The following is an 11,599-nucleotide window of genomic DNA, read 5'->3' as shown; positions in this document are numbered from 1 at the left end:
CAAGATACGCGCAAAGCCGATGTGCTAACAGCGGCATCGCTTGTCCGCCGGTGGCTTAGATCGCGGTACTCTCCAGGCTGCCATCTGCCAGCAGTGTCTGCAGCCGGTCTCCGGGCTGCACCTCGTGGGCGTGTGTTACCCGCTTTCCGTTTTTGAGCGTCAGGCTGAAGCCCCGTGCCAGGGTACCCGCCAGGTCGTATGCTGCCAGCTGCCAGGCCTGGGCTTGCAGTTGTGTTTTTTCGCGTTGCAGGCGCAGGTTCATGGCTGTGTCTAGCCGGTGTGTGTGTGCCTGCAGCTGGCCTATAGCCAGCTGCAGGGGGCTACGCAGGGCCCAGCCCAGCTGCTGCCGCTGCTGCTGTAGCATGGCGCGGGCATCGTCCAGTTTTTCCTGCATGCTGTACTGCAGGGCCTGGTCCAGTTCGTCCAGCCGCTGGTACAGTAGCTGTGCTTCGGGCACACATATCTCTGCGGCGGCAGTGGGCGTAGGAGCCCGCACATCGGCCACAAAGTCGGCTATGGTGAAATCTGTTTCGTGCCCCACTGCCGATATCACCGGTATAGGGCTCTGATAAATGGCGTGTGCCAGGGCCTCCTCATTAAAGCACCACAGGTCTTCCATACTGCCGCCGCCCCGTGCCAGGATAACCAGCTCCGGCCCGGCCAGGCTGTCCAGCGCATCAAAGGCGGCCAGCAGGCTGGGCAGGGCAGCTGTGCCCTGCACCTGTGCCGGGATGAGTGTAAGCTGCACATGCGGGTAGCGACGGCCCAGGGTGTGCAGGATGTCGCGAATAACGGCCCCTGTGGGGCTGGTGATAACAGCAATATGCCGTGGCAGGTAGGGTAGCCCTCGTTTGTGCTCCGTATCGAATAACCCGGCCAGCTGCAGCTTTTCCTTCAGTGCCACAAACTGCTGAAACAGATTGCCCTGGCCCACCCCCTGCATCCGCCGCACCTGTAGCTGGTATACCCCCCGTGGCGGATAAAGGGTAAGTGCCCCACTGGCTACTACCTGCGCCCCTTCCTCGAAGGTGAAACCACCCGGCGTAGCCGAGCGGAACATGACACAGCTGATGCTGGCTTCTTCATCCTTCAGGCTAAAATAGGCGTGCCCCGAGCGGTGTACGGTCAGGTTGCCGATCTCGCCCTCCACCTGTAGCCGCTGAAAGCCAGGATCGCCCTCCAGGGTGTTCTTTATCCGCCGCGTCAGCTGGCTTACGCTTAGTGCCTGTGCCACGCGCAAAGATACAAAGCAGGGTCGCTCTTTTTATTGATCAAAACAATCATTCGTTTTCAGCCGAAACAGTGCCCATTGTAGCAAAGGAAAGACGCAAAAAAATACTAATGCACGAAATAAAAAATGTGGTGTAAATTTTAGAGATTTGCGGCCTGATTATAAAAAGAGATGCAGGTATTCAAGTTTGGCGGGGCCTCGGTAAAGGATGCCGCAGGCGTGCGCAATGTGGCGGAAATTATCCGGCAGCATGACAATCAGCCCACCCTGGTGGTTGTTTCGGCCATGGATAAGATAACCAATGCCCTGGAGCTGCTGGCCAACCTGGCCACCCAGCGGCAGCGCGCGCAGGCCCAGGCTCAATTGGACCACATCCGCCAGTTTCACCACCAGATGATAGACGAGCTGCTGCCAACGCAGCAGGCCGAGGTGCAGGCTGCTATACGTGTGTACCTGGAGGAGCTGGCCGAGATTGTGGAGGGCATCTTGCTGCTGCGCGACTTTCCCGACCGGGTGTACGATCGGATTATGGCCTATGGAGAACTGATCAGTAGCACCATCCTGCACCGCTACCTACAGCAGCAGGGCATCCCCACCCACTGGGTAGATAGCCGCAGTATCATCGTTACGGATGATACATACCGCTCTGCCCGCGTGCTGTGGGGCCCCACGCAGGCCCAGATAGACCGGCAGGTGCGGCCCTGGGTGCGGCATCACGCAGTAGTGGTTACGCAGGGCTTCATTGGCAGTAGCTCCGACGGGCACACTACTACCCTGGGCCGCGAGGGGTCGGACTATACAGCCTCCATATACGGCAGCTGCCTGGATGCGCAGGCTGTAGTGATCTGGAAGGATGTGCCCGGAGTAATGACCGGCGACCCAAAAACCCTACCCGATGCCGAAATACTGCGCAAGCTAAGCTATGAACAGGCCGTGGAGATGACCTTCTATGGTGCCTCGGTTATACACCCCAATACCATCAAGCCACTCCATAACAAGGGCATACCGCTGTATGTACGCTGCTTCCTGGACCCCCAGGCGGCGGGTACCGTCATCTCTACCTTCAAACCCCAGGAGGTAGACCGTAAGCCTACCACCATCCTTAAAAAGAACCAGCTTCTGCTCCACCTGCGTCCGCGCGATTTTTCATTCATGAATGAGCGGATGATGAGTCGAATTTTTCACGAAACACGAAATTTTCCTATCCAGATTAACCTGGTGCAAAGCACCGCTATTAGCCTTACCCTCTGTGTGGATCATCGCACCGATACGGTGCAGCAATTGGTGTCAAATTTAAGTGAGCAGTTTCTGGTAGAAATAGAGAAAGACCTGATACTCAAGACAATTCTGAATGTAGATGTGCGTAAAATACAATCGCCCATAGATGCTCGTTTTGTACAGCGAGATCGGAATAACATTCACCTGGTGGTACAGGCCGAGGATCAGGTGTAGGCCTTTTTGCTAACTTGCGGGGGTGAAATTGACTACCCAGGAGATTGCCACCCAGCTGGGTGGCACCGCAGAGGGACCGGATGTAGCCATCCGGGGCCTCTGCAAGATTGAAGAGGGCGCCCCCGGCCTGCTCAGTTTTCTTCATGCCGAGAAGTACTTCCCCTACCTGTACACCACGCAGGCCAGTGCCGTGCTGGTGCCGGCAGATTTCCGGCCCGAGCAGCCCCTGGCTGTAACCCTGATCCGCGTATCCAACCCCTACTTTGCCTTCAGCCAGCTGCTACACACGCTGTATGAGCAGCAGCTGGCCCCCCCGCAAATGGAGCACCCGCACTACGTGGATGCTACTGCGCGGCTGGGCAGAAATCTCTATCTGGGTGCCTACTGCTACATAGGCCGTGGGGCCGAGATCGGGGATGACTGTAGAATATACCCCAATGTGTACATTGGCGACGGGGTGAAGATAGGGGCCAACACCATCCTGTACCCGAATACGGTGGTGTACCATGCGTGCGAGATAGGGGCCAACTGCATCCTGCACAGCGGTGTGGTGGTAGGCTCAGACGGTTTCGGCTTTTTGCAGAATGAGCAGGGCACCAGCATAAAGGTGCCCCAGATAGGCAATGTGGTGATAGAAGACGACGTAGAGATAGGTGCAAACACCGTGGTAGACCGTGCCACGCTGGGTAGTACCCGCATTCAAAAGGGCGTGAAGCTGGATAACCTGATCCAGATTGCGCACAACACAGACATAGGTGCCCACACCGTAATAGCCGCCCAGGCAGGTGTAAGCGGTAGCAGCAAGGTGGGCAAGTACTGCATGATAGGGGGCCAAACAGGCATGGTGGGTCACATCCACATAGCCGATCGTACCCAGGTGGGTGCCAAGAGCGGCCTGAGTAAAAATATTGATACACCCGGTACTGCCTGGCGGGGAGCACCTGCACACCCGCTGCGCGAACAGATGAAGATGGAAGCAGCCCTGCGGCAGCTACCCGACCTGCTGAAGCGCGTAAACGAGCTGGAAGCACAGCTTGCAGCAAAAAAATCTTAGATTTGCCGGCTCATGAGTACGATGTACGAAAAACAGCATACCCTGAAGCAAGCCATAAGCCTGGATGGCGTGGGCCTGCACACGGGTATACCCTGTACGCTCAGCTTTCTGCCAGCGGCAGAAAACACGGGCATCTCCTTTCGGCGCACCGACCTGCCGGGTAACCCCGAAGTGCCCGCTAACCTGGACTACGTAGTAGACCTGCAGCGGAGCACCACCATCCAGCGGGGCGAGGCAAAGGTCATTACCGTAGAGCATGTGCTGGCCGCCCTGGCGGGCATGCAGGTGGATAATTGTATTGTAGAGCTTAGTGGCCCAGAACCCCCGGCCATGGATGGCAGTAGCCTGCCCTTTGTGCAGGCCCTGAAGCAGGCTGGCTTCCAGGAGCAACAGGCCGATCGGGAGTTCTATGTCATAGATGAGCCCGTGCACTACTATGACCACAACAAAAAGATAGACCTGGCGGCACTGAAGTTTGACGACTTTCGCATCACGGTCATGGTAGACTATAACAGCCAGCAGCTGGGAATCCAGCACGCCACCATGGTGGGGCTGCCAGACTTTGAGCAGGAGATTGCCTCCAACCGCACCTTCTGCTTCCTGCACGAGCTACAGTACCTGATGAAAGAGGGCCTTATCCGAGGCGGAAACCTGAAGAACAGCGTGGTGTTTGTGGAGAAGGCGGTGCCGGCAGCGGAGCTCAACACCCTGAAAGAAATGATGGATGTAGAGCTGAACGGCGAGGTAAAGCCCGGCATACTTGGGGGCGTAAGCCTGCGGTATGACAATGAGCCTGCCCGCCACAAGCTGCTAGACCTGCTGGGCGACCTGACCCTGCTGGGCAACCCCCTGAGGGCCCAGATTGTGGCCATGCGCCCCGGCCACGCCAGCAACATTGCCTTTGCCCGCCAGATACAGGAAAAGCTTAAAAAGAAAAAGCGGATCAAGCAGTATCAAAATGGCAGCAGTGCTAGCAATGTGGTTTTCGATATCAACGCCATCCAGCGCATCCTGCCCCACCGCTACCCCTTCCTGCTGGTAGATAGGATTACCGAGTTTACCGAAAACAGCATAACCGGCATAAAAAACGTAACTATCAACGAGCCCTTTTTCGTGGGCCACTTTGATGGCGGGCCTATTATGCCCGGTGTGCTACAGGTAGAAGCCATGGGCCAGGTGGGCGGCATCCTGCTGCTAAACATAATAGACGGGCAGCCAGAGGAGTATTGGGTGTATTTCCTGGCTATAGACAAGGTGCGCTTCAAAAAACCCGTGGTGCCCGGAGATCAACTCGTATTCAAATTGACACTCGACTCCCTAAAGAGAGGCATATGCAAGATGACCGGCAAAGCCTATGTAGATGGCCAGCTGGCAAGTGAGGCAGAGCTGGTAGCAAGTTTGGTCAAAAAAAATAAAGCATGACACAAGTATCTAATCTTGCCCATGTGCATCCTGGTGCCCGCATTGGCCAGGATGTAACCATAGAACCCTTTGTAACCATACAGGAGGATGTAGAGATCGGGGATGGCTGCTGGATAGCCAGCCATGCCATGGTCTGTAACGGTGCCCGCATTGGCAAAAATTGCCAGATTTATCCGGGTGCTATCATTGCCTCGGTGCCACAGGATCTCAAGTTTCAGAACGAATACAGCACTGTAGAGCTGGGCGATAACGTAAGCGTGCGCGAATATGCCACCATACACCGTGGCACAGCCTACAGCCACAAAACACAGATAGGCAGCCATGTGCTGATCATGGCCTACAGCCACGTGGCGCACGACTGTATTATACACGACCATGCCATTGTGGCCAATGGCACCAACATTGCCGGCCACGTAGTGGTGGGTGAGTATGCTGTGATAGGCGGCATGGTGGCCGTGCATCAGTTTAGCCGCATAGGCAAGCACAGCATGATAGCCGGCGGTGCCATGGTGCGCAAGGACGTGCCCCCATTCGTAATGGCAGGCCGAGACCCCATCAGCTACGTGGGGGTGAACCACCGCGGCATACGCCGCCGGGGCTACAGCGACGAAAGCATCCGGGAGATCCAGGAGGTTTACCGCACCCTCTTCCTCTCTGGCCACAACTTCAGCCAGGCGCTGGACATCATTGAGGAAAAGTTTCCGGCCTCTACCGAGCGCGACGAGATCCTGGACTTTGTGCGCAATAGCGAGCGCGGCATTATGCGCGGCTACAACTTTATGTAAGCCACCTGCCACGTTGCTCGGAATCTCGGCACAGGGGCTACTACAGCGCTATGGCAGCCAGCTATTGTTTGGCGGGCTTGGTTTTTCTATCGCCCCGGGTGCGGCTTGTGTGCTTACGGGCCCCAATGGATCCGGAAAGTCAACGCTGATAAAGCTACTCGCGGGTTTCGAAACCCCCACCCGGGGCCACATAGCCTACACGGACGAGGTAGGAAAACCCTTTCCTGCCGAGCAGCTGCCACTACAGCTTGGCTGGTATGGGCCCTATATGGGCAGCTATCGCCAGCTGGGGCTAGGCGAGTGGCTCCGGCTTCACTTTCGCCTCCGGGCCTGCATACTGCCTACTGCAGATGCTGTGCTGGCAGCCCTGGACCTTACGGAGCATGCGCACAAGCCCCTGGCCGCCCTCAGCAGCGGCATGCAGCAGCGTGCCGCTGTAGGTGCAGCACTCTTTACTGCCGGCCGGCTGCTGCTGCTAGACGAGCCCACTAGCAACCTGGATGAGGCCCGCGCGGCCCAGATGCTGGCCCTCATACAGGCCTACCAGGGTGCACGCACACTGGTGCTGGCCAGCAACCTGCCCAGAGAAATGGGCATCTGTACCCAGCAGGTCAGCCTCGGATAAGGGTGTAATTCGCTTGTAAATCGCTTTCTACGATTTTGTACCCCGCATGTAGTAGGGGCTTCAGGAGCGCCCTCACTTGGCTCGCATCTTTTTTAAGGTCTTTCCCATGGGCCTCCAGGCGCATATACGGCGGGTATACTCCTAGCTCAAGCATCTGGGGAATCACCTTGTATTCGGCGCCTTCTACATCCATTTTCAGCAGATCTATGTGTGTGTGTCCCAGTGCTCTCATAATGCTACTCAGGCTTTTTACGGGCAGCTGAATGGCATCTTTTTCTTGCCAAGGTCCCACTCCCGGCAGGGCTGAGTGAGACACATGTGCAGGATTTTCTGGCCGATAAAACGAAAGGATCGTGTCGGTATCCCAAATGCCGTAGGGATGCATGTTTAGGGCATGCGCCAGCCGGCTGCTTAACTCATAGCAAGGTCCGTCCGCTCCGTCTTGCCATCGGTTTTTGCCTTCGGCAGCGGCTTTTCGCAGCGCGCCTACATGCTGTATCGATGCCTGAACGGGGTCGAATATATGCACCGTAACCGGGTGACGTAGCGCCAGGTCTACATCAAAGCTTATATCATACCCTGCCCCGAACGAATACACCACGCTATCCGGGCCTAGCATTAGGCTGTCTGGCAGGCTACAGCCCCCATACAGGCTGCCATATCGCCGGGGGGTCTTCAGGGGGGTTTTTGGTAGGCCAGTCAGTGCATCTCTGCCAGTTAGCAGCCGGTGGCTTATCTGCAGCCACGCACGCCTAAGAATGGAAGCCTGTGTCATTATCTGCGGTAGTCAAACTCTTCGATGCGGAAGTGGGCCGGGATGCGAAAATCATCTTTGGGCAGCCTCCGGGGCACCACCTTGGTAGCCGTGGCAATAGACGTGTACTCCGGGGTGTGGCGCTCTATCCGCAGGGGGATGCAGCCATCTAGCCCCTCGGTCAGGAATGCGATCTTTGCTTCCGTCTTTCCCTTGAAAAGGGCGGTATTCATCCGGTATTTTGGCGATATATAAAAGACAATCCTTTCGTTCGGTTTTACCACCTGGTAGGCGTAGCACCGGGTGCCGGCTATTACCATGCTGTCGGGCTGGGCTGTGGCCGGGGGCCCGGGGGCCTCTCGCTCGGCCACAGGCTCGCGGCGGAACGCCCGCTGGTTGGCCATGTCCATGCTATACATCTCGTTGCTATCGGCTATGTACAGGCGTGTGCTGGCAAAGGCTGCCCGGCCTGGCTCCTGCTGGCTCTTGATGCTGGGGCTTAGCTGGATGATATAGTCCGCGTCCTTCAAGTGCCAGGTCATGCGGTCCAGATCGTTCATTTCTGCTATAAGTGGGGCAGCATCCCCCGTTAGCCGGATAGAAAAATACACCGAACCTTCAAAAAATTTATCTGCTTTCAGGCTTCCTCCGGTTTGTGCTTTTAGTGGCAGCATGCTACAGCACAAGGCCACGAGCGCAAGCTTCAGTACACAGTGCATCCGGTTCGCTTTCATGCAGGTGGGGGAGATTTGAAGATACTAAACTACCTGACAGGCGGGACTATGGCCGCCCACAGCCGGTGTGCGTGCCTCTGGGGGCTGGCTGCGTCCACCTGCAGCTTGGGTACCCCTGTCCGGGCAGCTGGTTCAGTGTGCCGAGTGCCCGGGGTTTCAAAGCCCCGCCTATTGGCTGCAAAGGTATCCAATTTGCGCGTTTCTCCTGCACGCACCTGCTGGGCAAGGACCCTACTCCGGAGCCCCCATTTTTCTACAAAAAACCGCGCGCTGCCCGCCGTGCCCCACCCGAGGATTTTCAAGCTGTGCTAGGCAATTTCATTCAACTGAGCCAAGTGTTCACCCCCCTAAACTTTGTACCTTTGCACGGATAACCCGCTACTACCTAACCTTACCCACCCCATTGTATGAACTGGCTATTGGCTCTACTTTTTGCTTGCACTTGTGGCACTGCGCAGGCTGCGCACCCAGACAGTGCGGCGGCCCGGCAGCCCTGGCCGCTGCCCCCCCTGTATAGCAAGCATATCCGCATAGCCGCTGTTTTTGTGGACGATGCGAAGAAAAACTGGCAGTTTCTGGATGATATGACGGAGGCGGATTTCAACCGTCGCCGCACCGAAATGCAGGAGGAGGGATATACACTTCAAGACTTTGAAAGCTATCCGGATGGTGATGAACTGAAGATATCGGCCGTATGGGTGAAGGGCAAGGGCAAGCCTGCCCAAGTGACAGACAAGCTGGATAGAGACAGCCTGTTGGCCCGCTTTGGCAGCCTGCGCAGCGAGGAGAGCATTGTGGGCCTGGAGGTAAACACCCACCCAAAGCGCAACAAGCTAGAGTATATGGTGGCTTATGTGGAAGGGCGTGAGAAGTACAAGTGGATGCTGGACGTAGATGCCCTGGAGCTACTGAACAAGCTGAGCGCGGTGGATGCAGAGAAGGAATACCTGGAGAGTATGTCGGCCTACAATACACCAAAGGGTGTGCGATTCTCGGCCCGGATTGCCAAAAACGACGAAAGCTATAGTTGGAAGTATTTCTTTGACCTGGAGAAAGAGGCGCTGAACAACAAGGTGCTCGAGCTAATAAACCAGGACTACATGCTATACAACATAGAGGTATACCCCCTGGCCGATAAACCCGTGTATGCGGCCCTATTCCGCAAGCAGAAGAATGAAGAAAAAAAGTGGCTCGTGTTCTACGACCTCTCCCCCGACGAGTTCAAGCAAAAGATGATAGAGTACCGTACGGCGGGTAAATACCTCCACGATTTCGAACTCTTCGGCTATAACAACCTGCCCGACCTGGATGCGCCTGTAGTCAGCGTGCTAGTGCCCGAAGACCCGACCAAGACCATACGGCACACCAATAGCGCCTTTACCCTGAAGCTTTCTCTTACAGATCGATCGGGGGTAGATACCGTATTTGTGAATGACAAGCAGATACCACCCGCCCAAGACGGCACCTATGCCTACAGTACCCGGCTGGCAGAGGGCGAAAACACCCTGAACCTAAGGGCGGTAGACCACCGTGGAAATGTGCTGACCAAGCAATATATGCTGACCTACACCTCAGACGTGGTGCCGCCGGCAGTGGGTGTGCTGGAGCCACGCATGACCGAGCAACAGAAGGGATATACCAATACCCAGTACGTAACCGTAAAATTTGAGGTAACGGACAGCAAGGGCATCAGCGCGGTTACCCTGAACGAGGCATTGCCCGCTGCAGTGGATGGCGATCAGTACATCTTCAACCTGCAGCTAGAGCTAGGCGACAATAAGCTGGTACTGGCAGCCCAAGACTCGAGCGGAAACCAAACCTACCGCACCTACTTCCTGCAGTACCTGGATGATGCTGAGCCCCCCGTGCTGACGGCCCTGGAGCCCGCCATCACCCGGGGCATGACCATAGATCATCCCCTGGAGACCTTTGCCCTGAAGATAAAGGCTGGAGACAAAAATGGTGTGCGCACCGTGCTGGTAAATGGCAGCCCCGCCCAGGCCCTGGGCAATGGCGAGTACCTGGGCCGCCTGCAGCTGCTGCAGGGGCTAAACACGGTGCTGGTAGAGGCCCAGGACAGTGTAGGAAACCGATCGGACGAGCTTTTTTATGTAACCTATGGTGACATAGAGGGCGGTGGTTCGGCCGAGATTGGCGGCAAGTACTACGCCCTGTGCATTGGCATAGACAAATATACCGGCGGGTGGAACCGCCTGGAGAACGCGGTAAACGATGCGAAGGCCCTGGCCGAGCTATTGCAGTCCGATTATCAGTTTGATACGGTACTCACCGTCTTTGACAAAGCAGCTACCCGCACCGAGATACTGGCCAGGCTAGACTGGCTGAGCAAGCGGGTAACCCCCAGTGACAATGTGCTGATCTACTACAGCGGCCATGGCGAGCTGAAGCGGGAGATAAACAAGGGCTACTGGGTGCCCGTGGAGAGCACCAGTGGCAGCTATATAAGCAACAGCGAGGTGAAGGACTATGTGAATGGCATACGCAGCAAGCACACCCTGCTGATAGCCGATGCCTGCTTTAGCGGCGACCTGTTCCGTGGGCAGGCAGCCCCCCCTGCCGAAGAAGAGAGCTACCGCTACTTCCGCCAGGTATTTAGCAAGGTAAGCAAGCAGGTAATGACCAGCGGCGGGGTAGAGCCCGTGATGGATGGTGGCCAAGATGGACACTCCGTTTTTGCCTACTACCTGCTAAAAACCCTGCGCGAAAATGAGGCACTGTACATAGATGCCGAAAGCGTGTATAACCGGCTGAAGCTACCCGTAACCAACAACAGCCGACAGACCCCCCTGATACAGCGCCTGCGCGATAGTGGAGACGAAGGCGGCCAGTTTGTATTCATCCACAAGCCCCAGAAGCCGGCAGCGGGCAGCGAGCAGCCCGAGCAGAAATGACGAATATGTGTTTTCTTTCATTTCATTGTTTCCCTGTTTTTTTGCGTTTATGAAGTGAAATTCTTTTTTTCTTAAAGAAAAATTCAAAACAGGGCGGGTACATTCGGGCACCAATTAATGTGCCTATATGCATAGATTTTCTACGCTCTTGTTTCTTTTGCTCGCCTATGCCGTGGCCCAGCCGGTGCGCCACTCCTGCCCGGTAGATAAGCCCACCCACGTAGGTACAGACCCAGACCTGGCCTGGCAGCAGCACCTGTCTGTCGCCCCACTACACAAGGCACAGGCGGATGCCGACCAGGTGTATGTTATCCCCACCGTGGTACACGTGATACACAACGGTGGAACCGATAGTATAGACGCAGCCACCATACAGGCCCAGTTTAGGCTCCTCCACGCCCAGTTTCGAAACTTGCCTGGCAGCCCGCTGGAAAGCGCCGCCGCCGCCGACATGCAGCTGGACTTTCAGCTGGCTACCCGCGACCCCAGCGGAAACCCCACCACGGGTATTGTGTATGTACGGAACACCCAGTACCTGGACATGGGCGGGATAACCCTGGCCAGCAATGCAGGCCTGAAGGCCCTGAGCCTGTGGGACCCCAACCGGTACTGCAATATCTGGATCGTGCG

10 protein-coding genes are annotated in these 11,599 nt (G+C 56.4%); 7 read left to right on the top strand and 3 right to left on the bottom strand.

The annotated features are described in order from the left end of the window. Positions 1–55: 55 nt before the first annotated feature. The gene (xseA, locus tag LW884_04295; GenBank protein MCE3007555.1) at positions 56–1,234 is read right to left on the bottom strand and encodes an exodeoxyribonuclease VII large subunit; all 1,179 of its coding nucleotides are present in this window, start codon (positions 1,232–1,234) and stop codon (positions 56–58) included. Positions 1,235–1,402: 168 nt separating this feature from the next. On the opposite strand from xseA, the gene LW884_04290 reads away from it, so the two are divergent. From LW884_04290 to LW884_04270, 5 genes are read left to right on the top strand one after another with little or no spacing between them, the layout of a single operon-like run. Beyond that, positions 1,403–2,683, top strand: a complete 1,281-nt coding sequence (locus LW884_04290) for an aspartate kinase (protein MCE3007554.1) — start codon at positions 1,403–1,405, stop codon at positions 2,681–2,683. 22 nt (positions 2,684–2,705) lie between these two features. Further along, on the top strand, positions 2,706–3,737 hold the full coding sequence (gene lpxD / locus LW884_04285) for a UDP-3-O-(3-hydroxymyristoyl)glucosamine N-acyltransferase (protein MCE3007553.1): 1,032 nt from the start codon (positions 2,706–2,708) through the stop codon (positions 3,735–3,737). Between the two features lie 21 nt (positions 3,738–3,758). After that, positions 3,759–5,159, top strand: coding sequence for a bifunctional UDP-3-O-[3-hydroxymyristoyl] N-acetylglucosamine deacetylase/3-hydroxyacyl-ACP dehydratase (locus tag LW884_04280; protein ID MCE3007552.1), 1,401 nt, complete (start codon positions 3,759–3,761; stop codon positions 5,157–5,159). Then, complete coding sequence (lpxA, locus tag LW884_04275; GenBank protein ID MCE3007551.1) at positions 5,156–5,944, top strand: acyl-ACP--UDP-N-acetylglucosamine O-acyltransferase; 789 nt, start codon at positions 5,156–5,158, stop codon at positions 5,942–5,944. Before LW884_04280 ends, lpxA begins: the two co-directional genes overlap by 4 nt. A 13-nt stretch (positions 5,945–5,957) precedes the next feature. Beyond that, complete coding sequence (locus LW884_04270; GenBank protein MCE3007550.1) at positions 5,958–6,569, top strand: ATP-binding cassette domain-containing protein; 612 nt, start codon at positions 5,958–5,960, stop codon at positions 6,567–6,569. Here the strand turns inward: LW884_04270 and LW884_04265 are convergent. Together LW884_04265 and LW884_04260 are read right to left on the bottom strand one after the other, a co-directional pair. Then, complete coding sequence (locus tag LW884_04265) at positions 6,556–7,344, bottom strand: FkbM family methyltransferase (protein MCE3007549.1); 789 nt, start codon at positions 7,342–7,344, stop codon at positions 6,556–6,558. The two genes, LW884_04270 and LW884_04265, sit on opposite strands and share 14 nt — an antisense overlap. Then, a complete protein-coding gene (locus LW884_04260) occupies positions 7,344–8,057 on the bottom strand; it encodes a hypothetical protein (GenBank protein ID MCE3007548.1) in 714 nt (237 codons plus the stop codon). Before LW884_04260 ends, LW884_04265 begins: the two co-directional genes overlap by 1 nt. Positions 8,058–8,464: 407 nt before the next feature. Here LW884_04260 and LW884_04255 point away from each other — a divergent pair, with 407 nt between their 5' ends. After that, positions 8,465–10,969, top strand: a complete 2,505-nt coding sequence (locus LW884_04255; protein ID MCE3007547.1) for a caspase family protein — start codon at positions 8,465–8,467, stop codon at positions 10,967–10,969. Positions 10,970–11,096: 127 nt separating this feature from the next. Continuing rightward, positions 11,097–11,599, top strand: a 503-nt coding sequence (locus LW884_04250) for a hypothetical protein (GenBank protein MCE3007546.1), incomplete at its 3' end; no start/stop codon positions are given.

This window comes from Bacteroidota bacterium, assembly GCA_021300195.1.
Classification (GTDB): domain Bacteria; phylum Bacteroidota; class Bacteroidia; order J057; family JAJTIE01; genus JAJTIE01.
Note: the sequence above shows the minus strand (reverse complement) of the source record. Positions and strands in the feature narration are given on the sequence as shown.

Excerpts from the sequence above, each read along its gene's own strand:
- LW884_04255 (MCE3007547.1), top strand. The coding sequence starts at position 8,465 with ATGAACTGGCTATTGGCTCTACTTTTTGCTTGCACTTGTGGCACTGCG.
- lpxA (MCE3007551.1), top strand. The coding sequence starts at position 5,156 with ATGACACAAGTATCTAATCTTGCCCATGTGCATCCTGGTGCCCGCATT.
- LW884_04280 (MCE3007552.1), top strand. The coding sequence starts at position 3,759 with ATGTACGAAAAACAGCATACCCTGAAGCAAGCCATAAGCCTGGATGGC.
- LW884_04290 (MCE3007554.1), top strand. The coding sequence starts at position 1,403 with ATGCAGGTATTCAAGTTTGGCGGGGCCTCGGTAAAGGATGCCGCAGGC.
- LW884_04260 (MCE3007548.1), bottom strand. The coding sequence starts at position 8,057 with ATGAAAGCGAACCGGATGCACTGTGTACTGAAGCTTGCGCTCGTGGCC.
- LW884_04265 (MCE3007549.1), bottom strand. The coding sequence starts at position 7,344 with ATGACACAGGCTTCCATTCTTAGGCGTGCGTGGCTGCAGATAAGCCAC.